Annotated in this window: 22 protein-coding genes, 2 pseudogenes and 1 riboswitch; of the genes and pseudogenes, 9 read left to right on the forward strand and 15 right to left on the reverse strand. The window is 61.5% G+C overall.

Going from position 1 to position 24046, the window contains the following annotated elements:
• The 4 genes from A0U93_RS04385 to A0U93_RS04400 are packed head-to-tail and all read right to left on the reverse strand — an operon-like array spanning position 1 to position 4050.
• Positions 1 to 933: a flagellar motor protein MotB gene (locus A0U93_RS04385; protein WP_077806267.1), complete on the reverse strand. Its 933-nt coding sequence runs from the start codon at positions 931 to 933 to the stop codon at positions 1 to 3.
• Between the two features lie 50 nt (positions 934 to 983).
• A complete protein-coding gene (locus tag A0U93_RS04390) occupies positions 984 to 2417 on the reverse strand; it encodes an ArnT family glycosyltransferase (protein ID WP_077806268.1) in 1434 nt (477 codons plus the stop codon).
• On the reverse strand, positions 2404 to 3501 hold the full coding sequence (locus A0U93_RS04395; RefSeq protein ID WP_077806269.1) for a glycosyltransferase family 2 protein: 1098 nt from the start codon (positions 3499 to 3501) through the stop codon (positions 2404 to 2406). The genes A0U93_RS04390 and A0U93_RS04395 overlap by 14 nt, the downstream gene beginning before the upstream one ends.
• Positions 3502 to 3525: 24 nt before the next feature.
• The gene (locus tag A0U93_RS04400; protein ID WP_077806270.1) at positions 3526 to 4050 is read right to left on the reverse strand and encodes an Lrp/AsnC family transcriptional regulator; all 525 of its coding nucleotides are present in this window, start codon (positions 4048 to 4050) and stop codon (positions 3526 to 3528) included.
• Positions 4051 to 4189: 139 nt separating this feature from the next.
• On the opposite strand from A0U93_RS04400, the gene trxB reads away from it, so the two are divergent.
• Complete coding sequence (gene trxB, locus A0U93_RS04405; RefSeq protein WP_077806271.1) at positions 4190 to 5179, forward strand: thioredoxin-disulfide reductase; 990 nt, start codon at positions 4190 to 4192, stop codon at positions 5177 to 5179.
• 123 nt (positions 5180 to 5302) lie between these two features.
• Complete coding sequence (locus A0U93_RS04410) at positions 5303 to 6196, forward strand: LysR family transcriptional regulator (protein WP_077806272.1); 894 nt, start codon at positions 5303 to 5305, stop codon at positions 6194 to 6196.
• Between the two features lie 7 nt (positions 6197 to 6203).
• Here the strand turns inward: A0U93_RS04410 and A0U93_RS04415 are convergent, their stop codons facing one another.
• The 3 genes from A0U93_RS04415 to A0U93_RS04425 form a co-directional block, all read right to left on the reverse strand.
• Positions 6204 to 6419, reverse strand: a complete 216-nt coding sequence (locus A0U93_RS04415) for a hypothetical protein (RefSeq protein ID WP_149026864.1) — start codon at positions 6417 to 6419, stop codon at positions 6204 to 6206.
• Between the two features lie 111 nt (positions 6420 to 6530).
• Complete coding sequence (locus A0U93_RS04420; RefSeq protein WP_077806274.1) at positions 6531 to 6857, reverse strand: integration host factor subunit beta; 327 nt, start codon at positions 6855 to 6857, stop codon at positions 6531 to 6533.
• Positions 6858 to 7054: 197 nt separating this feature from the next.
• Entirely contained in the window at positions 7055 to 7540 is a 486-nt protein-coding gene (locus A0U93_RS04425; protein ID WP_077806275.1) for a MucR family transcriptional regulator, read from the reverse strand.
• A 378-nt stretch (positions 7541 to 7918) separates the two neighbouring features.
• On the opposite strand from A0U93_RS04425, the gene A0U93_RS04430 reads away from it, so the two are divergent.
• The 4 genes from A0U93_RS04430 (at position 7919) to A0U93_RS04445 (ending at position 14051) form a co-directional block, all read left to right on the forward strand.
• Entirely contained in the window at positions 7919 to 9154 is a 1236-nt protein-coding gene (locus A0U93_RS04430) for a UdgX family uracil-DNA binding protein (protein ID WP_077806276.1), read from the forward strand.
• A 105-nt stretch (positions 9155 to 9259) separates the two neighbouring features.
• Positions 9260 to 11422: an FUSC family protein gene (locus A0U93_RS04435; protein ID WP_077806277.1), complete on the forward strand. Its 2163-nt coding sequence runs from the start codon at positions 9260 to 9262 to the stop codon at positions 11420 to 11422.
• The gene (gene guaD, locus A0U93_RS04440; RefSeq protein WP_077806278.1) at positions 11419 to 12738 is read left to right on the forward strand and encodes a guanine deaminase; all 1320 of its coding nucleotides are present in this window, start codon (positions 11419 to 11421) and stop codon (positions 12736 to 12738) included. Before A0U93_RS04435 ends, guaD begins: the two co-directional genes overlap by 4 nt.
• Positions 12735 to 14051, forward strand: coding sequence for an Nramp family divalent metal transporter (locus A0U93_RS04445; protein ID WP_077806279.1), 1317 nt, complete (start codon positions 12735 to 12737; stop codon positions 14049 to 14051). Before guaD ends, A0U93_RS04445 begins: the two co-directional genes overlap by 4 nt.
• Here A0U93_RS04445 and A0U93_RS04450 read toward each other — a convergent pair.
• From A0U93_RS04450 to A0U93_RS04465, 4 genes are read right to left on the reverse strand one after another with little or no spacing between them, the layout of a single operon-like run.
• Positions 14041 to 14799, reverse strand: a complete 759-nt coding sequence (locus A0U93_RS04450) for an ABC transporter ATP-binding protein (RefSeq protein WP_077806280.1) — start codon at positions 14797 to 14799, stop codon at positions 14041 to 14043. The genes A0U93_RS04445 and A0U93_RS04450 overlap by 11 nt on opposite strands.
• Positions 14796 to 15797, reverse strand: coding sequence for a FecCD family ABC transporter permease (locus tag A0U93_RS04455; RefSeq protein WP_077806281.1), 1002 nt, complete (start codon positions 15795 to 15797; stop codon positions 14796 to 14798). The genes A0U93_RS04450 and A0U93_RS04455 overlap by 4 nt, the downstream gene beginning before the upstream one ends.
• On the reverse strand, positions 15794 to 16627 hold the full coding sequence (locus tag A0U93_RS04460) for an ABC transporter substrate-binding protein (RefSeq protein WP_077806282.1): 834 nt from the start codon (positions 16625 to 16627) through the stop codon (positions 15794 to 15796). Before A0U93_RS04460 ends, A0U93_RS04455 begins: the two co-directional genes overlap by 4 nt.
• Before the next feature lie 3 nt (positions 16628 to 16630).
• Positions 16631 to 18679, reverse strand: a complete 2049-nt coding sequence (locus A0U93_RS04465) for a TonB-dependent receptor plug domain-containing protein (RefSeq protein ID WP_077806283.1) — start codon at positions 18677 to 18679, stop codon at positions 16631 to 16633.
• Between the two features lie 123 nt (positions 18680 to 18802).
• Positions 18803 to 19025, reverse strand: a riboswitch (cobalamin riboswitch).
• Between the two features lie 134 nt (positions 19026 to 19159).
• Here A0U93_RS04465 and A0U93_RS04470 point away from each other — a divergent pair.
• A complete protein-coding gene (locus A0U93_RS04470) occupies positions 19160 to 20632 on the forward strand; it encodes an AMP-binding protein (protein ID WP_077806284.1) in 1473 nt (490 codons plus the stop codon).
• Here the strand turns inward: A0U93_RS04470 and A0U93_RS04475 are convergent.
• Positions 20592 to 20885: an acyl carrier protein gene (locus A0U93_RS04475; protein ID WP_077806285.1), complete on the reverse strand. Its 294-nt coding sequence runs from the start codon at positions 20883 to 20885 to the stop codon at positions 20592 to 20594. The two genes, A0U93_RS04470 and A0U93_RS04475, sit on opposite strands and share 41 nt — an antisense overlap.
• Positions 20886 to 20908: 23 nt before the next feature.
• On the opposite strand from A0U93_RS04475, the gene A0U93_RS04480 reads away from it, so the two are divergent.
• The gene (locus A0U93_RS04480) at positions 20909 to 22018 is read left to right on the forward strand and encodes a hypothetical protein (protein WP_077806286.1); all 1110 of its coding nucleotides are present in this window, start codon (positions 20909 to 20911) and stop codon (positions 22016 to 22018) included.
• Positions 22019 to 22088: 70 nt separating this feature from the next.
• Here A0U93_RS04480 and A0U93_RS16745 read toward each other — a convergent pair.
• Together A0U93_RS16745 and A0U93_RS17095 are read right to left on the reverse strand one after the other, a co-directional pair.
• Positions 22089 to 22307: pseudogene (locus A0U93_RS16745) on the reverse strand (IS630 family transposase); the annotation flags it as partial.
• A 52-nt stretch (positions 22308 to 22359) separates the two neighbouring features.
• A pseudogene (locus A0U93_RS17095) lies at positions 22360 to 22437 on the reverse strand (hypothetical protein); the annotation flags it as partial.
• Between the two features lie 115 nt (positions 22438 to 22552).
• Here A0U93_RS17095 and A0U93_RS04490 point away from each other — a divergent pair.
• Positions 22553 to 23749 (forward strand): AGE family epimerase/isomerase, encoded by a 1197-nt coding sequence (locus A0U93_RS04490; RefSeq protein WP_077806287.1) that lies wholly within the window; start codon positions 22553 to 22555, stop codon positions 23747 to 23749.
• A gap of 16 nt (positions 23750 to 23765) precedes the next feature.
• On the opposite strand, the gene A0U93_RS04495 is transcribed toward A0U93_RS04490, so the two are convergent.
• Complete coding sequence (locus A0U93_RS04495) at positions 23766 to 24011, reverse strand: hypothetical protein (RefSeq protein WP_147151085.1); 246 nt, start codon at positions 24009 to 24011, stop codon at positions 23766 to 23768.
• Positions 24012 to 24046: the final 35 nt, after the last annotated feature.

The following is a 24046-nucleotide window of genomic DNA, read 5'->3' on the forward strand; positions in this document are numbered from 1 at the left end:
TTATCTGGCGGTCGGCATCGTGGATGCCTCCCCCTCTTTACGAATAAGGGTGAGAACGATTCGCCGATTGGCGGCGGCAAGCGGGTCATGACTGTCGACGAGGTCGCGATCCGCGTGCCCGACGACCGAGCGAAGCCGCCAATCCGGAAATCCCGCCTTCACCAATATGTCACGCGCAGCATCGGCACGTTGGGCAGACAGGGTCCAGTTGCTCAGATGTCCAACCCGATAAGGCGAAGCATCCGTATAACCGCCGATGCTCAGAACCCCCGGCAGATTGCCGAGCACCGGTGCGATAGCCTGCAATAGTGCCACCGCGTGGGCGTTAGGCACCGCCTGCCCCAGCAGGAACATGGGTTGCCGGTCGCTATCCTCAATCGAGATGCGTACCTCCCCATCGCTTCCGCTTACATGCACCTGCCCTGCCAGCGCATGCGTGGCCGGTACGCGTGAGACGGCATCGTGCACCCGCTGCGCCACGGCAGGGGGCCGACCGTCCTTGTCAGATGCTGCATGATCGCCACTTCGTGTCGCGACAAGCGCGTTATACTGCATGGTTTTCAGATTGGCTTCCGGCACGCGGGTCTGCACACCATCCTTCAGCAGCGATCCGGTACGCGGCGCGTTCGGTCCGGCAATCGTCCTGGTGCCGCGCGCCATGGGCGATGGAGAATTAATGGGCATCATCGCATCCAGCGGGACGTTATTATCGTGCGCCAAAGGATTGAAGAAACTGGCGATTCCGCGCCTTTGCTGCTCCGTCGTCGCGTTGATCAGCCACATGACAAGAAAAAACGCCATCATGGCCGTCATGAAATCGGCATAGGCGATCTTCCAGCTGCCACCATGATGGCCACCGTCTTGCGCATCGCTCCGACGCAGTATGATCGGACGCGGCGCGTTGCTGCCTCGTTTTCCAGGTTGTCTGGCCATCAATCCTCCCGCCGCAGGAAAGATATCTGCGGGCAGGACTTAACATCGCGTTAAGCGCGCGTCGGAATACGCCAGATCGTCGTCACGCCGGCTTCCGGCGTGAGCGGATAGAGATCATAACACAGGCCGGGCATACGGCAGGAATGTCCCTTAAGCTGCCCAAGCTTCCATCCGACCGGGACGGTGACGCGTCCGCCTGCACGAACAACGAAAATCCCGCCTGCCCCTGCCTGCATCGGTAGTGACAGCAACCCCCATCGCGGCTCGATTCCGGCCATTGGCAGACCAGCACCATGAAAGGCCAGCGCTGACGTCACGGCATAATCATCCGCAACGACAAACGAACCGGAATCGCGCGACCGTAGCGCCTGGATATCACGTGCCAGCAGATCCCAGCCCCGTGTCTGCCGGGCAATGACATCCTGATGCGCCGTCAGTGGCAATGGAGAGAAAAGCGCCTGCGCATACACAACGGTCGTCATGACGCCACCGACAACGCAGGCCGCCCTCACCTTTTGTCCCGAGGCGGCCGCCGCGAGAACGAGGAAGGGATATGTTACGGCAGGCCAGTTCGGCTGTACGCGATCACCGAACGCATGCTGCACGAAAACAGCCATCGGCAATCCTGCGCAGACGATCAGGAAACGCGATGTCTCCCGGCTCCGGGCATAGCGCGCCGCTTGCCATAGTCCACCGAGAAACAGGACAAAGACGAGAGGCGTCGCCAGGGCGATCTGCCCACCCAGCAATTCGCCCAGGAACTGCGCCGCGCGTGCCGGATGCCAGTCGGTCGCGCGGCCACCCTGCTTGGCGAAACTCGCCCAATGATGATGAGCATTCCAGAGCAGTGTCGGCAGGACGACAAGCCCGCCGACAATCCCGCCTGCCACGACCCATGCGCCCTGCTTCCAAAGCCTGCGCGTTCCGAGCCACCAGACCGCGCACCCAGCTGCTGCAAGAAATCCTGTATACTTGCTCTCGCAGGCAAGACCGAAACAGGCGCCGACCGCCAGCCACCACCGCGCATCATCGCGTCGGAGCAGTTGCGCGACCGACCAGATCGCCGCCGCGACGAAAAACAGCAACGGCGTATCCGGCGTCATGGTCATGGCACCCAGACCGACCATCAACGTCGCGTTCAGCAGCACGGCGGAACGCAGCGCGCCCCCCTGCACGGGCGCAAGGATTTGCGCCGCACGGGCAATGAGCCACGACCCCGCCAGCGCCGACACAGGACCAAGCCAGCGCACGCCAAACGCGGTCTGCCCGGCAATCGCGGTCCCCGCGCGAATCCAGAGCGCCACCATCGGCGGGTGATCGAGGTAACCGGTCTGAAGATTCCGGGACCATATCCAGTAATAGGCCTCATCCGGCGTCAACGGCAGCGTCGCCGCAATCGCCAGACGAAGCAGGGTCACGCCGACCAGTGCGCCCCAGAGCAGCACCCCGACCGGCAGTCCGCCCCGCCGCTCAGCGCCAGACAAGGGTCGATGCCACCGCGTAATTCCAGACCACGCCGATCACGGCACCCGCCGCACTCGAGCGCGTCCAGTAGCCGTTTGCGTCGAACAGCATCTGCGCCACGCCGATATTGGCAATATTGCCCAAACCGCACCCAAGAAGAAAGACAAGGAAACCCGGCCACCAGCGGCGTCCCTTGAGCCGACGATCATGATAGGTCAGGCGGTTGTTAAGCTGGAAATTCGCGAAAATCGCACAGATCGTTCCAACAAGCTGCGCATGCTCGAATGAAAGCCCCGACAGGCGTGCGCCGTTCATTGCTCCGATGTTCACGACGATGCCCACCAGACCGACAAGCGCGAAAACAATGAAGCGAAGGGGAAGCCAGTTTCCGCAAATCCTTTCCGCCAGCATGCCGAGAAACTGTAGCATGACGAGGGGGCTGAGCTTGCTTTCACCCGCAAGCCGCGGGCGGAAGGTCGCCGCCATCTCCTCGATCCGGGTCTCCCGCGGCACCGTCAGCGCCAGTTCCAGCAGGATCTTGAAGCCACTGCCGGCAAGCCGTGGCACGGCAGCAGCGAACACGCTTCGCCGCACCGCGAAAAAGCCACTCATCGGATCCGTCAGCCGACAGGGCAGAAGCGTCTGCGCAAGCCTGATGCCCGCATCCGACAGCATGTGACGCCAACGCCCGGCAAGACCCGCATTGTCGCCGCCTTCGACATGGCGGCTCGCCACGACGAGATCGGCTTCCCCGTCACGAATTCTTGCCGCCATCCGCGGCAAAACGGATTCATCGTGTTGCAGATCACCATCCATCACCGCGACGATCGGCGCGGCCGAGGACAGAACTCCTTCGATCACCGCCGAGGACAACCCGCGACGACCGATCCTTTCGATGACGCGAACGCGGCTGTCCGTGAGCGCGATGTCACGCACAAGCTGCGCCGTTCCGTCCGGCGAGTGGTCGTCCACGAAAACGACCTCCCAACGCCATGCAGAGAGCGCCGCCGACAGGGCGTCCACCATCGGCCGCACATTCAGCACCTCGTTGTAGCATGGCACGACTACGGTAAGATCGGCGGGAAGCAACGCTTGTCCGGGCATCGTCACGACGGTTTCAGGCAGCGCCTAGAGCGGCACGCCTGCCAGCTCCCGGCTTGTTCGAATGGTCTGCAGGGTCTGCACACGCACCACATGCGGAATTTCCGTCAACTGACGGGTCAGCAGGTTCTGATGGGCCGCATCACGCGCGACGAGACGCACCAGGAAATCTCCGCCGCCACGAATCATGTGGCATTCCCGCACCTCGGGCCACTCGGCAACCTGTGCCTCGAAAGCTTCGAGAACGGTTCCTTTCTGACTTTCAAGCCCGATGAGCGCAAACAGTGTCAGGGACCAACCCAGACGGGCCGCATCGACCTCGGCATGGTAGCCGCGGATGATGCCCATCTCCTCCAGCCGTCGCACACGCCGCAGGCAGGGCGGTGCCGAGATGCCGGTGCGTCGCGCCAGTTCGACGTTGGTCATGCGACCGTCCTGCTGAAGTTCGGATACGATCTGGCGATCGATCGCATCCAGTTCGACAGCAGCGGGCGAAGGTGACGACAAACCATGCGTGATGCGGTCGTGGTCGTCTGGTTCGCGGTCATTCATTCGGTTACCGTTACGCAAATTCAGTCATGGATATGACAGGACACACCCGCCATCCTATATCTGCTCTATATCCGCATCCGGCGCCGAGGACCATCTCTCGCGCCACACTTCGATGCGCGTCGCATGATTGAGGACTGACATGACACGAACTCTGGATACCGACCTGCTGGTGATCGGCGCGGGGCCGGCTGGCTATACCGCCGCGATCTATGCGGCACGCGCCAGCATGAAGCCCATCCTCGTTGCCGGGCTGCAACCGGGCGGTCAATTGACCATCACCACCGAAGTCGAGAATTTCCCGGGTTTCGCCAAGCCGATCCAGGGACCGTGGCTCATGGAGCAGATGCAGGCACAGGCCGAGCATGTCGGCACGAATATCGTCTACGACCTGATCGTCTCCTGCGAGACGAAGCCTGATGATCCCGATTACCGTTTCCATCTGACAGGCGATTCAGGCGACATCTATCGCGCCCGCACTGTCGTCGTCGCCACCGGCGCCCAGGCACGCTGGCTGGGTCTGGATTCCGAAGCGCGCCTGCAGGGCGGCGGCGTCTCCGCCTGCGCCACGTGCGACGGCTTCTTCTATCGCGGCAAGCAGGTCGCCGTCATCGGTGGCGGCAATACCGCCGTGGAAGAGGCGCTTTACCTCACCCATCACGCGGACCATGTCACGCTCATTCACCGTCGTGATTCGTTGAGGGCGGAGAAGATTCTTCAGGAGCGCCTGTTCGCGCATCCGAAAATCACCGTCAAATGGAACCGGGAAGTCGAGGAGGTCCTTGGCAGCGGCATGCCGGAAACCGTCTGCGGCGTGCGGCTTCGCGACACGACAGGTGGCCCTTCCGAGAACCTGAGCGTAGACGGCCTGTTCGTCGCGATCGGCCATACACCCAATACCGCCCCGTTCCGCGACTGGCTGCGTTGCGACGATGAAGGTTACATCGTCACGGAACCCGGCAGCACCCGCACGTCGCTCCGGGGCGTTTTCGCCGCCGGCGACGTGCAGGACAAGATCTTTCGCCAAGCTGTCACTGCTGCCGGAACAGGCTGCATGGCGGCACTGGAAGCCGAACGATTCCTGACCGAGCAGGGCCATCCGCCCAGCGAGCCATCGTCCTGGCTGGGATAAGCACGATAGCGCCGGTTCACCATCGGCGCACTTGACCGACTCACGCAGCTTTGGTCATGTCTTTCGTTAAATATCGAGAACGAAACGTTGAGCGACCGTCAACAGGTCGAAAAGGAAGCAGGGATGGACTGGGACAAGCTGCGGATTTTTCATGCGGTAGCCGAAGCCGGTTCATTTACCCACGCAGGCGAAAAGCTCAACCTGAGCCAATCCGCCGTTTCGCGGCAGATTTCCGCCCTTGAGGAAAACCTTCGCGTCTCGTTGTTCCATCGGCACGCGCGCGGCCTTATCCTGACAGAACAGGGCGAGACGTTGAACCGGACCGTCCGGGAGATGTTCTCGAAACTATCCCTGACACAGGCCTTCCTCAGCGAGAGCAAATCGAAAGCGGCCGGCCAGATCAAGATCACGACCACGACAGGTTTCGGCCTGTGCTGGCTGACGCCGCGCCTGCATCGTTTTCTCGAGTTGCACCCCGATATTGAAGTCACGCTGCTGGTGGAGGATGACGAACTGGACCTCGGCATGCGGGAAGCAGATGTCGCGATCCGGATGCATCCGCCCAAACAACCGGACCTTATCCAGCGTCATCTCACCAATTTTCCGATGCCCATCTATTCCAGTCGCGCCTATCTCGAGGAACACGGCACACCGAACGATCTCGCCAGTTTGGCCCGTCATCAACTCATCGGCTTTTCGGGCTGGCACCCGCCCTTGCCGAACGTGAACTGGCTGGTGGAACTGGCCAGCCAGACCCTGCATACGACGCTGCGTAACCGCATCGAAATCAACAACCTGCCTGCCGTTGCTTCCGCCATCGCCTCCGGCGTCGGGATCGGCTCACTCCCGCTTTATATTGCCAATTCCTATCCCAATCTGGTCCAGATCATGAAGGATCAGCCCCTTCCGATTGTCGAGGCCTATTTCGTTTATCCGGAAGAGCTCCGTACCTCGAAACGCATTTCGGTCTTCCGCGACTTCCTGCTGGCCGAAATCAGCAACGATCAGAAAACCTGATAAGCCGTTACGTATGGCGCCGATGGGATATGGGGCAGCGCTTCGGGCCGTCCTGCATGAACAGCGCCTGCCCGACCGACGCATATTGCGGATGATGCCCCGCGCGATGCCGCCGGTGGCTACCGGCAATATAAACGCGCCCGGACACGGTCCGCTGGCAAAGCGGCTTTATCGTGGAGAAGCTTCCAGAATGTGTCCATGAACGCGCATCGGCGTTGGGCATGATGGCGATTGCGAAAACCACCAGAAGCGGCAATGCAATGCAGCGTCGGGGACACCCTGAGAACATAGCGAGAATTTACCGACTAGGTCACTATATGCCAACCCCGGGAAGTCATGTTTTCGCGGCAACCGAAGGAGCAGCACGTCGCTGGCGTGACGCCCGCTGATTGACCCGCTCCCGCAATTCCTTGCCAGCCTTGAAAAACGGCACCGTTTTTTCCTCAACACTAACCGTATCGCCCGTACGCGGGTTCCGACCGGTTCGTGCGTCGCGCTTCTTAACGATAAAAGCGCCAAAGCCGCGCAGTTCCACGCGATCGCCGCGAGATAACGCTGTCGAAATCTCATCGAAGATTGTCTGGACGATCAATTCGACATCGCGACCCAGCAAGTGCGGGTTCGCCGCCGCCAACTCTGCGATGAGTTCGGACTTCGTCATGCCACAACCCTGTCAACCGTCAGAAAAAGACAGCGAAAACAACTGCCCTGATCTCGAAGTTGCAGATTTGGAACAATCGCGTCAAGCCGCTCGACGATTCTTGCCGGGCGACTTGATCGATATCCCTTGCAACCGATGCATCGCGCCGACGGGCAGGCAATGCCGCCGATCCGCGACATCGGTTGCAGGAAAGTCAATCAGGCCTTTTTCGACCGGGTCTTTCGAGCCGTGCCGGAGCCGTTGTCCTCACCGTCGGTCGTGTCCCCGGAAGCATCGGCATTGGCACTGATCTTGCGACCGAGACCAATTTCACGTGCCAGATGCGAGCGACGTTCGGCATAGTTCGGCGCGACAAGCGGATAGTCGGAAGGCAGGCCCCAGCGCTCGCGATACTGGTCGGGGGTCATGCCATATGCGCTCTGTAGATGGCGCTTCAGCATCTTCAGCTTCTTACCGTCTTCCAGACAGACAATATAGTCCGGAAAAACCGATCGCTTGATCGGAACGGCCGGCTGAGGACGCTCAGGCTCCGGTTCAACCTGCCCCGCCCCCTGCAAAGCAGTATAGACCTGCTTTATCAGGCCCGGCAGACTTTCGCCGCCGATAGGATTGTTGGTGACATGCGCCGAAACGATTTGAGCCGTAAGCTCCAATAGCACATTATTCGATTCAGAGTCCGACATTTACCGACCCCTATTTATGGTTGATTGCTGGATGAATGCTCATATCGCATTCATTGCCACACGTAAATGGTCGCATTGGTAAAACGATAATAAGAGCACGGTCTTTTCCATGACCCAGACTTCATAGGCGGCTTTTTGCCGCTCCATGCATAAATATTGTCCGAAGCGGCTACAATGCAATCATGGCGCACAAGAAAAGATCAGATTTCAAATTGTGTTATTGCAAATCGTAACATTTTGCTGACGACACCCGGGCGCCCAAACCAAAAAAGAAAAAAAGCCGATTTTTAATAGACGGAAACGTTTCAGCTTTTAACGCGTATATAACGACCGTCATCAACCATATATCCTTTCAATGTTAACGCTGGAGATGCGCACTTGCATCGGGTTTCACTTGCACATCCTGCGGATTTTAATGGCTGGCGGGCATATGTTCGCCAGTGCATTGCGCAAGATATCGCACCCGATGAGGTCGAATGGGCGATAGAGCCGCCTGCCGACCTCTTTGCATCGCAAGCGAAACGCGCGCTCCCATCCGCAGCAATCGATCTGCGCATTCCCCGTTGGCTTGCCTCGCTCATCGCTGCTGCCCTGCAAAGCGATGCACCGGACCGTTTCACAGCGCTCCATCGGGTCGTGGCCGATCTGCATGTTGGAACAAATGGCCTGGATGACGGTTCAGACACGCAATTGCCCTATCTGCGAGCGCTCAGTCACCAGGCGCATGTCGCCACTCAGGATCTTCGGAATCAATTCCTCCACGCGATCACGTTCCGGACGCTGGATGCCGGACCAGTCATTACTGCGGACTCATCGAACGTTCTTGCCGGTCAACGACATATACTCACGCAACTTGCCGCCGAACCATGGCGCATTCGAACACCAGGTCTTTCGATCGACTGGGATGGCAGAACATGCCGAATCGGTAATGGCGCCGGTGAGCCATGTCATGCCGGTCCAGAGAATGAGTATTGGAACGGGATTCCCGCCATTATGCTTCCGACAGACGACGAAACCATCGCCCATGCCGCGTCCCTGGACGAACTACGCGCCAAAGCCGCCGATTGCCGCCGCTGCCCCCTTTGGGAACCGGCGACACGCACGGTGTTCGGCGAGGGCTCCCGATCCGCGCGCCTGATGTTTGTCGGCGAACAGCCCGGCGATCAGGAGGATCTCGCCGGCCATCCCTTCGTCGGACCGGCCGGACGCCTGTTCGATGAGATACTCGCCAGAGCCGGCATCCCCCGCGACGCATGCTACATCACGAATGCCGTCAAACACTTCAAGTTCACGCCGCGCGGCAGCCGCCGTATCCATCAGAAACCGGACGCCGATGAAATGCGCGCCTGTCTCCCCTGGCTGGCGGCCGAGCGGCGCCTCGTCAAGCCTCAGGTCCTTGTCATGCTCGGCGTCACAGCCGCCACATCCGTCTTGGGTCGGTCCGTCACGATCAGCCGGGAACGCAGCCGTGCCATCCCCCTTGATGACGGCTGCACCGGAATCGTTACCGTTCACCCGTCCTTCCTCCTGCGCGTCCCTGACGCCGACACCAGGGCGCGCGAAACGCAACGTTTCGAGGAAGACCTGCGCATGGCATGGCGACTGCTCGATTGATACGGCATGACGGGCATTTAAGCCGCGTGCTCCTTTTCTTGGCGCGCCAGGCCTGTCATCATATCCTACCATGCGCCTCCCCTCCGCTTCGTCGCTTTCTCACCTATGAGCGCCACTTCCAACACAGGCCTGCGCGTCGCAGTCAAAACACCCCCGACGCCACGGTCGCGCGATAAATGGGGCTGGCTCTACGCTCCCACACCACAGGCTCTGGAATTCGCTTTCCGCAATACCATTGCAGCCCTGCTCTCGCTGGCGATCGCCATGTGGATGGAGCTCGATAGCCCCGTCTGGGCGCCGATGACCGTCTGGGCCGTTGCACAGGGCACACGCGGCGAAAGCCTTTCGAAAGCCCGCTGGCGTCTGGTCGGCACGGTTATCGGCGCCGTTGCGTCCATCAGCCTTATCGCCACCTTTCCCCAACAACCCTGGCTTTTCTTTCCGGCCGTCGCGATCTGGATGGGCCTCTGCGCCGGTTTCGCGACCTTCGTCTCGAATTTCCGCGCCTATGCGCTCGTTCTGGCCGGCTATACCTGTGCCATCATCAGCATGGGGGCCATCTCCAACCCCGATAATGTGTTCTTCATCGCGATCTCACGCGGCACATACATCTTCCTCGGCGTTATCTGCGAAGCCGGCATGGGCCTAATTTTCGCGACGGGACAGGAACGTCAGGCTCGCCAGAACGTCCGCAGCAAACTGCAAACGGCCCTGTCGCTGGTCGGCATCGCGATCGCCGATATCCTGGAGGAAGCCGCCAACGCCCAGTTCCGCGCGCGCGAGCTTTTCGGCACGATCCTGCGCCTGAACAGCGAGATTGAATTCGCCGAGATTGAAATGGGCCCCCATGGTCATGAAGGCGATCACGCACGCGCCGCGCTGGCCGCCGTATCGGTGCTGCTGTCGCGCGGATTCGGGATGGCCACCCGACTGGCCGCGCTGGAACATGACCGGGGTGATTTTCGTCACACCTCGGCACAGGTGCAGAACTTCCTGCGTGGACTGGGACCACGACTGAACAGGCGCCGCGAACTGCCGAAAATCTTCGCGGAGCTTCATGTGCTGGGCGAAGCCTGCCGTCATCACGCCGCACCATATGATACGTCAGGACATGACGAGGACGTCGTGCTGGGACCGGTCGATGAGCGCGTCCTGTTCGTGGCCCTCGGCGAGTTGTTGCACGACCTCGATACGGCCATTGTCGAATACGACGCCAGTTCGCATACGATTCCGGGCGATCATTTCAGCTTCCGCCTGCAAACGCATCGCGACGCCCGGAACGCCGTCAACAACGGCCTGCGCGTCGCTGCTGCCGTCATCTTCACATCGCTGATCTACGAAGTGACCGCCTGGCCCAGCGGACAGACCTTCATCGCGATCAATGCCCTGATCTGCGGCCTGTTCGCCACGCAGGAAAATCCGGTTCTCGGCACCGCCAAATTCCTGCGGGGCGCGGTATGGTCGGCCGTCGTGGCGGGTCTCATCGATTTCATTTTCGTGCCGAAATTCGACACGTACGAGGTGCTTCTCGCCTGTCTCGGTCCGGCCATGTTCATCGGCGGCCTGGCGAAATCGAACCCCGCGACGGCAGGGCAGGCCGCTGCCTACGGCCTGCTCATGCCGAGCATCCTGGGCCTCACCAACGATCATCGCGTCAATGAAATCCAGTTCTTCAACGGCGCCACGGCCACCGTTCTTGGCGCGGCCGCCGCCGTGCTGGTGTTCCACACTTTCCTGCCGTTCAACAATCAGGGCGAGCGCCTGCGCCTGCGCCGCCAGATGCTCGGCGAACTCCGCGCCCTCTGCCATCTGACGCAGGCGCCGGAGGTCAGGAAGTGGATCGGCCGCAATATCGACCGCTTCGCCCGCCTGATCCGTCACGCCGGTCCCTCCCCCGGTCGTATCGTGGAGAATTATCTCCAGGGCACGCTGGCCACGATGACACTGGGCCTGAACGTCATCCGGCTGCGGTCCCTGCTCGATCGCGAACATCTTCCGGATTCGGCGCGTCGCCCCATTCAGCTCCTTCTTTATCGCATGGAGCGCGCGAGAGACCGGCACATGCAACCGGCCCGCGTCGCCCGCGCCGCCATCCGCCGCCTGCGCGCGCTGGACCGGGTCGAGACGGATCTCGTGACCCGCCTCGAACTGATCCGCGGGATCGCCTATCTCGTGGTGATCCATCACACCTTGCGCAACAACGCCGAATTTCTCGATGAAACGAAGCCCTTCACGGGCCGTATCGACCGGCGTTACGATCAGATATGAACGTCCGACCCGATCGCGCCATACGCGGGACCATCCTTCGCTTCCGCCACGACCCCTTCCAGGGCCCGCCTGACGAAGCCCTTCTGGTCGAGCAGGACGGGCTGATCGCCATCGCGGATGGCAAGATCCAGCAGGTCGGGCCCTATTCGATCCTCCACGAAACCCTGCCCGCCGATACGGCGATCGACGATCATCGCGGCTGCCTGATCGGCCCGGGATTTATCGACGCGCATGTTCATTTCCCGCAACTGCGCGTCATCGCCTCCTACGGCGAACAGCTGCTGACGTGGCTGAACCGCTATGTCTTCCCCGAAGAAGCCCGCTTCTCGGATCCCGACTATGCCGCAACCATCGCGCGCGAATTTCTTGACGCATTGCTGCGCGCCGGAACGACGACGGCAGCGGTCTACTGCACCGTCCATCCCCAGTCGGTGGAGGCTTTCTTTCAGGAATCCACCCGGCGCAACACCCGAATGATCGCGGGCAAGGTGTTGATGGACCGCAACGCGCCGGACAACCTGCGCGACACGGCACAGACAGGCTACGACCAGTCCCTCGCCCTGCTTCGCCGCTGGCATGGCAAGGGACGACAGCTTTATGCCGTCACCCCCCGCTTCGCCCCGACGAGCACACCCGAACAACTCGACCTCGCCGGCACGCTGCTGGACGCCGCGCCGGACGTGTTCATGCAGACCCATCTGCTGGAGACCAGAGCCGAGGAGGAATGGGTCCGCGCCCTCTTCCCCGACCGTCGCGGCTATCTCGACGTGTACGCCCATGCCGGTCTCGTGCGACCACGGGCCATCTTCGGCCACGCGGTCCACATGACGGAACATGATCGCCACCAGTGCCACGATGCCGGCTGCGGCATCGCCCACTGCCCCGGCTCCAACCAGTTCCTCGGCAGTGGCCGCTTCGATCTCGCCGCTGCCATGCGGGCCGACCGCCCGTTACGCGTGGCGTTCGGCAGCGACATCGGCGCGGGCGACAACATCTCCATGCTGCGCGTCGCCAACGACGGCTATAAGGTCGCGCAAGGCCGTGGCGTCAGTCTTCATCCCGCGCAGGCATATTGGCTGGCCACCACCGGCGCATCGCATGCGTTGTATCTGGATCATCTCGTGGGGCGGATCGCGCCCGGACTGGAGGCCGATTTGTGCGTGCTCGATCCTGCTGCAAGTCCCATGACCGCACAGCGATGCGCCCGCGCCGAAACGACGGACGAACTCCTCTTCGCGCTGATGATGCTCGGTGACGAACGCAACGTGCGTGCCACCTATGTCGCCGGACAGCCGGTCGAGAGAGCGACGGCTTGAGCGCGCCGGATCTCAAACCCGCGGATAACAGCCTGCCCGAGGTCTTCTCCAGCATACGCGTCGCGGCCGGCAGCGCACCGTGGGTCAAGCGCTTCCTGGCCTTCGTCGGTCCGGGCTACATGGTGTCGGTCGGCTATATGGACCCCGGCAACTGGGCCACGGACCTGCAAGGCGGGGCATCCTACGGCTATACGCTGCTTTTCGTGATCCTCCTGTCCAACCTGATGGCTGTCCTGCTTCAGGCACTTTCAGCGCGGCTGGGCATCGCAACCGGGCGCGACCTTGCGCAAAGCTGTCGGGACCACTTTTCCCCAACCGTCAATCTCCTGCTGTGGTTCACCTGCGAACTGGCCATCATCGCCTGCGACCTGGCCGAGGTCATCGGCACGGCCGTCGCCCTGAAGCTGTTGTTTCATATCCCGCTTCTGTTCGGCGCCATGATCTCCGCTGGCGATGCGTTACTGGTTCTCCTGCTGATGAACCGTGGCTTCCGCCCGCTGGAAGCGTTCGTCATCACGCTTCTCTCCGTCATCGCGGTGTGCTTCGCAATCCAGGTCGTGGCAGCGCAACCGCCCTTCCACGCGGTCATGGCCGGATTCCTGCCGCGCACGGAAATCGTGACCAATAACGGCATGCTCTACATCGCGATCAGCATCATCGGCGCGACCGTCATGCCGCATAATCTGTACCTGCATTCCTCCATCGTCCAGACGCGTGCCTATAGCCGGACGGACGGCAAGCGCGAGGCCATCCGCTGGTCCACCTGGGACAGCACCATCGCCCTGACGCTGGCCCTGTTCGTCAACGCCGCCATCCTGATCGTCGCCGCAGCGGCCTTTCATACGACCGGCCATCGGGATATCGCGGAAATCGAGGACGCCTATCGCCTCCTTTCCCCCATCATGGGGTTCGGCATCGCTTCAACCCTGTTCGCCGTGGCGCTCCTGGCCGCCGGCACCAACTCCACCATCACCGGCACCCTTGCCGGACAGATCGTGATGGAAGGCTTCCTTCGCCTGCGCCTGCCGGACTGGGCACAACGTCTGCTCACGCGCGGCATCGCCATCGTGCCGGTCGTGGTCGCCATCGCACTGTATGGCGGCCACGGCGTGAACGATCTCCTGGTGTTCAGTCAGGTCGTCCTGTCGCTGCAATTACCCTTCGCCGTCATTCCGCTGGTCATGTTCGTGACCAATCGCGAACTGATGGGTGAATTCGTGGTGTCACGCGGCATCGCCTGTCTGGCATGGGCCACGGCCGCTCTCATACTCGCACTGAACGCCAAGCTGTTGCTCGACACGCTTACCGGCTGATCGTCCAGGGAACCGGCACACCATCCAGCCGCCGAACGGTCACGCCATAGACTTCGCCGATCGCGTCATCCGTCAGAACCTCATTCGGCACGCCGGCCGCGATCACCTGCCCGTCCCGCATCAACGCCAGTCGGTCGCAGTAGCGCGCCGCAAGACCCAGATCATGAATCACCACCAGCACGGCGCGCCCCCGGTGGGCCCAGTCCCGCAGCAGCGCCATGACCGACAACGCATGTTCGGGATCCAGCGCCGCGATCGGCTCGTCCACCAGCAAGGCCGGCGTATCGACCGCCAGCGCACGCGCCAGATGCAAACGCGCGCGCTCACCGCCCGATAATTGCGCCGCGGACCGATCGGCCAGCACATCGAGATGGGTCGCCGCCAACGCCGCCGTCACTGCGGGGTGCCTCAGGGCGTTCATCCCGGTCTCACCAAACGGCAGACGACCCAGACTGACAAGATCGCGCACCGACATGGAAGGCGGCACCCCATTCTCCTGCGGCATGAACGCGATACGCCGTGCCCGCCACGAAGCACGCGTGGCCGAAAGATCGACATCGTCCCACCTCACGGTGCCACGCTCCGGTCGCCACAACCCGGCAGCCAGACGCAATAGCGAACTCTTTCCTGCCCCGTTCGGGCCGAGAAGCCCCACCATTTCACCTGTTCGGCAATCCAGCGAGGCATCGGCCACGACCGACCTGCCGCTCAACGACAGACCGGCATGGCGCAGCGACAGAACCGTCATAGGACCCGCCGGAGCATCAGCACGCGATAGAGGAAAAACGGCGCACCGGTGATCGCGGTCAACACCCCGATCTGAAGCTCCACCCCATGATCGAGCGCACGCACGACGATATCCGCCAGCAACACCATAACGGCGCCCCCCAGAAAGGACGGCAGAAGCAGCCGCGAGGGTCGATAACCCGTCAGTGGCCGCAAAAGATGCGGCACGACCAACCCGACGAAACCGATCGCGCCCGATACCGCCGTGCACGACCCGACCGCCAGCGCCGCGCCGAGCACCAGACGGTTCTGCACGCCCCACCATCCGTGCAGGCGGAAACCCATGCTCTCGGCGACCTCGTCGCCCAGCGCCAGTGCATCCAGCGCCCGGCCGACCGACGCCATCAGGGCGACTCCTGTCACAACGCCCGGCAGGCAGATCGCCACATCCACAAATGTGCGATCCGTCAGCGACCCCATCAGCCAGTGCGCAATCTCGAACATCGCGTATGGACTCGGCGCGAGATTAAGCGCCAACGCCGTCAGGGCAGCGAACAGGCTGCTCAGCGCCGCCCCGGCAAGCAACAGGACCAGCGCGCCGCCAGATCCCACCAGCGACACCAGCAGCGCCACCGCCACCAGCGCGCCGCCCAGCCCGCCCAGCGGCAGGAAGGCCACCCAGAACCGCGAAAGCCCCGAATAGAACACACAAACCGCCCCAAGCGCGGCACCGCCCGAAACACCCAGAATACCCGGATCCGCCAGAGGATTGCGCAGATAGCCCTGCAACGCCGCGCCGGAGCAACCCAAAGCGCCGCCGACCATCACCGCCAGCAACGCGCGGGGCAATCGCAACGTGCCGACGATCGTCGCCGCCGCGCTGTGCCGACCGTCAAGCAGATCCCGCAACCCCGCGACGAACGAAATCCCGCTTTCTCCATAGAAGAGTGCGCCAGATAACAATGCGAGGACGAGCAGCAGGAGAAGCGGCGAAAGCCATCGTGAGGGATACGCCATCATGGTCGCCCGGCACCCTGACGCGCGGATATCAGCATGGCCAGCACATCCAGCGTCTGCGGCAGGCCGCAGAGCCACAGGCGGGACGGAACGTCCAGCCGCCGGGACGGGGGAAACGCCGCACGAAGCGCCGCATTATCCAGCGTAGCCTGCGCGAGCGACTCGCCCTCCGTATCACGGTCCAGAACCAGCATCTCCGGCGGATGCGCGATCAGTTGCTCCAGCGGCACGCCCAGCCCGCTTCGATAGGCTGGCGAGTCCGCAAGATTGCGCCAGCCGGCCCGCGTCAGCAGATCATCCGCAAGCGACCCACGCCGCGTCACGAAGCCATGCGCCGCATAGACGATCGCACTTGGCGACTTCGTTGTCGGACGTTGCCTCTCCAGCACCGCCAGGCGCGCCCGGAAAGCCGAGACCAATGCTCGCCCACGGTCCGGACGGCCGATTGCATCGGCGATCTGCATAATCTGGACAGGAATATCATCGATTTGCTCGACCGGCGGCAACCCGACCACATGCAGCCCTGCCTGCTGCCCGATCTGCACGCCCGCCGACGCATAAGTGCTTGCCAGCACGATATCGGGACGGGCAGCCAGAACAGCCTCGGCCGTCGAACGCAGGCTCGGCACCCGGCGCGCCTGCTGGCACAGGACGGATTCCTGACAGTTTCGCGCAAGCGGGCTGAGCCCCACGATATCGTCAGGGTTCGCCAGCATCAGCACGATCTGGTCCGTGCACAGATTGGTCGAGACGATGCGATGCGACGCCGCCACGGCGGAGGTCGCGAACAGCAAGCCGGCGAGCGTTCCGAGCCATGGCCGCGCGGCGCGCATCCGTCAGTAGCTCAGCGTGAAGCCGCCATAACCCGCCCGCCCCGGCTGAAGATAGCCCACCGGGTTCTCATACTGGCGGTTCAACAGGTTGTCGGCACGTGCATAGACGCTCAGGTAACGGTTCAACTTATAGTTCGCCGCCAGATTGATGGTGAAATAGCCATGCCCCTTCACGCAGGTCGATCGGCAATCGCTGATCGTGCCCAGCCGGTCCAGATCCCGCCAGCCGCTGACATAAAGCATCGTCGACGAGAATGTCAGCTTCGGCGTGATGTCCCATCGTGTAATGAAGCTGAATTTGTGATGCGGAATACGCGGCACCGCCGAGGTCTGGTTTTCGGTGTAACGCGTGTTGCGCGCGACCGTCCAGGTGTAGTTCAGGCTGAAATCCAGATCGTGGCGCGGCGACCATTTGAGGAACGATTCCACGCCATAGGTCTTGCCGGCCGCCACATTGACCTGTGTGGTGTTGAAGCACGTCGTCGGCCCCGCCGCACAACCTGTCTCGATCATGTTGCGGATATGGTTCTCATACCATGTCGCACCGAAATTCAGCGTGTTGTGCAGCAATTGCTGCGTCACACCCGCATCGTAACCGATCAGGCGCTCGGCGCGCAGATTTGGATTGCTGAGATAGCTGCCATAGGGGCTTGGATAGCTGACGAACAGTTCTTCCAGTGACGGGCCATGAAAGCCGCTGCCGCCGCTGGCCTTGATGATCGTGCCGGTATTGGGAACATGAATCGCCGGTGCTGCGCGCCAAGTCACGTAATTGCCGTAACGGGAGTTGGAATCGTAACGGATATTCGCCGCGCCATATAATATGTGATGCCAGTCGCCCTCGTATTGGCCATATCCGGCATTCGTGTCGATCGCACGCGAAACGGGAATCGCGCCACCGCTGTCGTTCTGGGTCAGCATATCGTGGATATGCTCCGCACCGACCAGCAATCGGCCTGCCTTGCCGAGATCCGTCGTGCCATGCCAGTCGATCTTCACCCGGCCACCCGAATAGAGGTCGGGCGTCGAATCCGCGACACCGCTTTCGTAGCGATTGCGATAGGCCGTATAGCCGAGCCCGATGATCTGGTCGAAGCGCCCGCCGAATGACGAAAGATGCGCCGTGCCCCGCACGACCGCCTGATTGAGATTGGTCTGATCGCGATAGTTCGTGGGAATATACGTCGTATAATAAGGCGGCGTGTCGCTCGTGCCATAAGCGGTCGTCGGATAGAGATATTTGCTCTGCGTTAGATGCGCCGTCAGGCCAAGATCGAAATTATCCGTGACATCATAACCCAGCCGTATATTCGCCGAACGATTGTCGTTGCGCGAACCCGGCACGTCACGACCCTCCCGGTAACGCCTGGGCACGTTCGGCACATCCACCACGCGCGAATGCGACAGATAGACGGAATAGTGGAAGCCGCCACGGCTGCCCGACGCACCGAGCGTCTGGTTGAATGTGCCGAACGAGCCCCCTTCGATCCGCACGAACGGCTTGAAGCGCCCCTCACCGCGGATACTGGTGATGTCGATCACGCCCGCCATCGCATCCGCGCCATACAGGCCACTCTGCGGCCCCCGCAGGATTTCCACGCGCCCGATGCCGTCGGTCAGGAACTGCGCCGCGTCGAACGCCCCGGCGTATCCGCTGGGATCGTTGATATCCATGCCATCCAGGCGAACCTTGACCTCATTGGACGCCGTGCCGCGCATGAAGATCGACGTCGCACCGCCGGGGCCGCCGGTCCGCACGACGTTCAGGCCTGGCTGGCTGGCCAGCAGATCGGGCAGCATCCGGCGTTGCTGCGTCTGAATTTCCTCCGCGGTGATAATGCTGAGGCTCGTGCCGATATCGTTGATCGAAATCGGATGACGCGCGGCGCTGACAGTGATCGTCTCGTTGCCATCGGTTGCGGTATCGGCAGCGTGATTGAGCGGCCGCGCCTTGCGGGGCGATGATGATCCAGGAGAATCGTCGGCCAGGGCCACAGACGAAACACTCGCCATGAGTGCTGAAAGAAAAACGACGCCGCGCGTAAAAGACATCAAGAACAGTCCGTGACAAATCCGGGCGTTGCCACAAGATGCATGACGAAGGTGCCATCGGCCGAAACGGCGAACACGCCCCGCGATCACACAAGCCGGATCACCCCGCCCGGCCTTTTCTCGCTCGCAACAATGCCGACGGCAGGTTTCCTGGCTCGCGAATGATGACCCCATTCCAAGCCTTCCCGATCGTCCTCGATCAGTGACCCGCGCTGTTGCCGCGTGTGGAGATGAAGCTATCGCTTACAGTTGCGGGGGCAGCTACGGCTTGCGATGCGAACACCTTCACCGTATTCCCTTTTAACCCTTTCGATAACGAAAGGGCACCGTCGAACGTTTATTATCGTGACGGATATTACCTGTAAAGTTATACAAAATCGTTAAAAAATTGTTAAAGTAAAAAAGTGTATTTCCTTCTTTTGTAAATCTTTCTACGAGGGACTGCCAATATAAACGACGCTCCATCCTGAAATAGACACCATGACCCACTTCGACGTCGCAAGAAGATTTCTTGATATCGCCGAAAAATACGCCGCTCATCCGGCAATCGTCATGGAAAACGAGCATGTTACCTATAACGAATTGTTGCAACTGACGCAGTCCTGGCTGGCGCTTTTCAGCGGCCACCAGCAGCCCCGAATCGCCATCGCCCTGCCGCCCGGCGCAGCAGCCTATGCGGCCATGTTCGCCAGCCTGCTGTCGGGCGGCACATACACCCCCATCAATCTCCGCGCGCCGGAAGCCAAACGCAACAGCATCTGCAGCGCCTTCCAGCCGGATTTCATTCTCGCCCCGGCGGAGGAAGCCGCGCGTCTGTCGCGCCATGCGCCCCACGCGCACCTTGCCGCCGCGCCCAATGACAGCCCCCCATCCAGCATTCATCAGGTAAACCGGGATGACCAGCCGGCTCCTGCCTACGTCATCTTCACGTCAGGCTCGACCGGCACGCCGAAAGGCGTGGTCATCGGCCGGGAAGCCCTGAATCATTATATCGCCTGGGCTTTGCAATCGCTGGCTTTGACATCGGACGACCGCGTTTCCCAATACGCCAATATCGCCTTCGATCTCAGCGTTCTGGAGATCTTCGCCACCCTCTGTTCCGGCGCCAGCCTCCATCCGGCAAGCGGTCTCGGCGATCGGCTCCGGCCGGCCCGTCTCATCGCAAGGGACCGCCTGACGGTCTGGATCTCCGTTCCGAGCGTTGTCGGGATCATGCAGCACGCCGGCGACCTGACGACGGCAAATCTTCAAAGCATTCGCCGGTTCACTTTCTGTGGCGAACCGCTTCTACCCGCCCATGTCGAAGCCCTGTTCGAGGGGGCGCCCGACGCGGAAATCCAGAACACCTACGGGCCGACGGAAGCCACCGTTTCCATGACATCGATCGTCTTCGACAGGAGAAATGCCGCCTCGGCATGTCGAGACAGCGTGTCGCTGGGCCATGCCATCCCGGGCATGGCCGTGCACAAGGGCGAGGATGGCGAACTATTGCTGTCCGGCCCGCAACTGGCCGATGGTTACCTGAACGATCCAGTCACCACGGCGCGCGCCTTCATCGTGCTGGACGGACCCGACGGTCCTGTCCGCGCCTATCGGACCGGCGACCGTGTCGCATTTCACGACGGCCTCCCCTATTTCAGCAACCGTCTTGATTTTCAGATCAAACACAAGGGTTTTCGCATCGAACTCGGAGAGATCGTTGCGGCGTTCGCAACGGTCGGATACCGGCATGTCTGCGTTTTCACAAACGAAGCACACCTTGTCGCCATCGTGGAAGGTGCGCCGACCGACGACGTCATGACGCTTCGCCAGACGCTTGGCCGTCAACTCGCCGCCTATGCCATCCCCGATATCATCACGGCGATGCCGACCCTGCCGCGCAACGAAAACGACAAGATCGACCGACTGGCGATCATGGCCCGCTTCCAGCAATCGTTGCCCCGGACGCCTTGAGATGCCGATCCAGCTGATCCGCGAGATCACCGACGCAATGCAGACGATCGATATCCTGATTGCTCAGAAGGAGCCCGTAGCGTTCCTGGAGCGTCAGGATGATCGTAATCATCTGCATGGAATCCCAGCCCGGTACATCCGCTGCGGTTGCATCGCGCCCGATATCCGCCGCCTGCGATCCGAACAGTTCGATCAGCACCTGCCGCAACGCCGAAAAGGCCGCCGTATCGTCCATCACCGCTTCGCCTCTCATGAGGTAATTGAAAAGACCGCATTATGACGCCCCTTCCCCTCAACGCCAATCGGCCATCAGCGGCCTCGTTTCCATTTCTCCACGAGCGGCCCAGCTGGTCTGCCGCACAGCAATGGGCAGCGGAATGGGTGCAGCTTATCGAGGCACCCGTCCCATGCAGGGCCAGCGCCATGCCGACGCCGCAAGGCTGGACTCTCACCCTCGCTTTCGGCACCCCGCTGACAGGTCAGTGTCTGGACGTTTTCATCCAATCCCCCCAACCCGGCACGCTTTCCTTGCGCCTCGACCACGAAGGGGTAGGCCCGGTTCCCTTCTCGCAGGAAGCGGCCTGCTTCAATTTTCCAATCCCGGATGGCACATCGACCATCGTCATGGACATGCAGGGTGCGGCACCCGCCGATCCGGCAACGCTGCTGCCCTTCCGCTCGATACGCATCATGCCTCGCGCGATCGAGGCAGCAACGATGCTCCAGACAGGAACGGCAGCCCCGCAAAACGACCGGGACCTGGCGCTGCGGTTCGTCAGCCTCGGCGATAATTGCGAGTTCGGCATCGTGCAGCGTCGTCTCGGCGCCGATCCGCTCGATCTCTACCGCTTCTCCGCCGTGCCGATCGCCTGGATCCTCTATGGCTTCGATCGCGGATTCGCCGGCATCGATCAGTCGGGCCCGCATGAAGTCACCGAGCAACTACAGGGTGACGGCAATCGCTACTGGTATGTGTATCAGCGCGAGTATCGCATCCAGTTTGAAAGCGGCGTGCGATGCGATACGAAATCCCTTGCCGATATGCGGCGTGACAGCCTGCGCCGCATGCCTTTCCTGGCATGGCGCCTGATGGATACGCTCAGATCGGGCGACCGAATTCTGGTGTTTCGACGCGAGACACCGCTGCACCCCGCCGAGATCTCTGCCCTGTCACATCGTCTCGCCGCGCTCGGCAGCGCGCAGGCATTGGTCGTCCATCCGGATCCCACACAGGATAACCCAACGATCCAGCGTGTCGCCCGGAATGTCGCGAATGGCACGATCGCCTCATTTGCCGATCCCACTCGCGTGGTCGATACCATCCGGCCGGATCTATGGTTGCCGCTCATGCAGCAGGCCCAGACGCTCCTGTCGTCCCCGCTTTAACGCACGCGCCGCAATCCGCGCAGCAGGAACCGGTCATAACGCGAACCCTCCCCACCACGGAGCTCGGGGGAGCCCGACAGCGTTTTCCGCATAAAGCGCGACCACGCAGGCGCGCCATCTTCGTGGAGAGGCCGGTTTCGTCGATGAAGACCAGGCGGGCGCGGATCGAGGTCAGGCTGGCCGTCGAACCAGTCCTGCCGACGTGTCAGCATATCTTCGCGCTCCTGCTCCAGGGTATGTGCGGTCTTTTTTTGAATGTCCACCCGCGCTGCCGCAGCCATCGACTGAGCATACTGCTGCCAGTTTCCATATTTTGGCGAAACATCGCGCCATGGCGTGCCGCAGCGGAGGCGCCAAAGTATGCCGTTAATAATTGAGCGATTATGCTCCGGACGGCGTCCGCGTCCCCGGTTCTCCATTTCAAGTCTGGCGTCTCAACATCGTTCTGTCGTGAGCGGGGTCTGATGACGTTCTCGGGACGTGGGTCTATAAGACGATCCGAACAATGGTCGACAATGCCGTTTTTGGAATGAGATGACGCAGGTTGAGAACACGGCATTGAACGCCGACCGCGATGTATGGCGCCGATGGTTGCAGGACGACGCACTGCCGCTGTGGTCCAGGCAGGGTTTCGATGTCCGGCGCCAGCTGTTTCACGAGCGTCTGACGTTCGAGCGTGAGCCGGTTCTGTTGCCCGAATTGCGCCTGATGGTTCAGGCGCGGCAGATCGCGACATTCTGCCGTGCCGATAAGGATGGTCTTGCTTCGACCGCCTCTCTGGCGCTCGATTGTCTGGGAGAGGTGCAGCGCCGGTACTGGCATGGCGATGGCGCGTCCGGCTGGCTGTTTTCGCTGGGCCCCGATGGACGTCCGGCCGATCGGCGGCGCGATCTCTATGCGCATGCGTTCATTCTGCTGGCTTATGCCTGGGCCTATCGGCTCTCAGGTGCGGTGCGATACCTGGATGTGGCACGCCAGACGGTTCTCGAGATCGATCGCATCTTCTTCACGCAGAATGGCGGGTATGTGGACACCGTACCGGCGCAGGATACGGTTCGCCGGCAAAATCCGCACATGCATTTGCTGGAGGCTTATCTGGCGCTTGCTGAAGCGTCCGGCGATGATTTCTATCTGGATTATGCGCGCCGGATGATTCATCTGGCGACGCGGTACTTTGTCCTGCCCGATACGGGGATGTTGCTTGAATTTTTCGATGTGACGTGGCGACCGCTTCAGGCGCCGGGGCATAATCGTGTCGAGCCGGGCCATCTGTTCGAGTGGGCGTGGCTGTTTGGCGAGTTTGCGCGTCTTGCGCCGGATGATCGTGATAGCGAGGCCATCGCTGGCATGCGGCAAAAACTTTATGCGACGGCGGTCGCGTATGGCGTCGACCCGGACACGGCCATCGTCTGCGATGCGATTACCGAGACCGGCCAGCGGCTTGAGGATTCGACCCGGATATGGCCGCAGACGGAGTTCATGCGCATGCTCTGCTGGCATGGTCGCCACGGAGACGCGGCGGCGCGGAGCATGCTTTCACGACAGAGCGTGGCTTTCTTCAAATCGTATGCGCCAGCGTCGCTGCGTGGTGGATGGATCGACCGTATCGATGTGCATGGCGTATCGCTGACTGATTACATGCCGGCGAGCTCTCTGTACCATATTTACGGTGCCGCGGCGGAATATCTGGCGACTGTCGTGCCTTCCGCGGAAAAAGTGCCTTCGATCTGATTTCTGCAGGCCGTTGTCAGGCGGCGCGTGAAAGAGATGGATTGGAGGCGGGGAAAGGAATGATGTCGGCTGTCATCGGTTTTTCACCATGTCTTTGCCAGCCGAAGATGTCGGACCATGTCAGTATCGCGGCCCAGGCTTCATCGGCGTTTCGGCAGGCAAGAATCTCTTCCTGTTCCGTGTTGCCGTCGCGGATGATCGTCGCCTGATAGGCGGCTTTCCCAGTCACCATTTTTCTGTGCAGCGAAAGTGTCGCGGTCATTCCGCTATCATGGGTGGCGTATGTTGTCCGGACGA

This window comes from Neoasaia chiangmaiensis (assembly GCF_002005465.1).
Lineage (GTDB): Bacteria > Pseudomonadota > Alphaproteobacteria > Acetobacterales > Acetobacteraceae > Neoasaia > Neoasaia chiangmaiensis.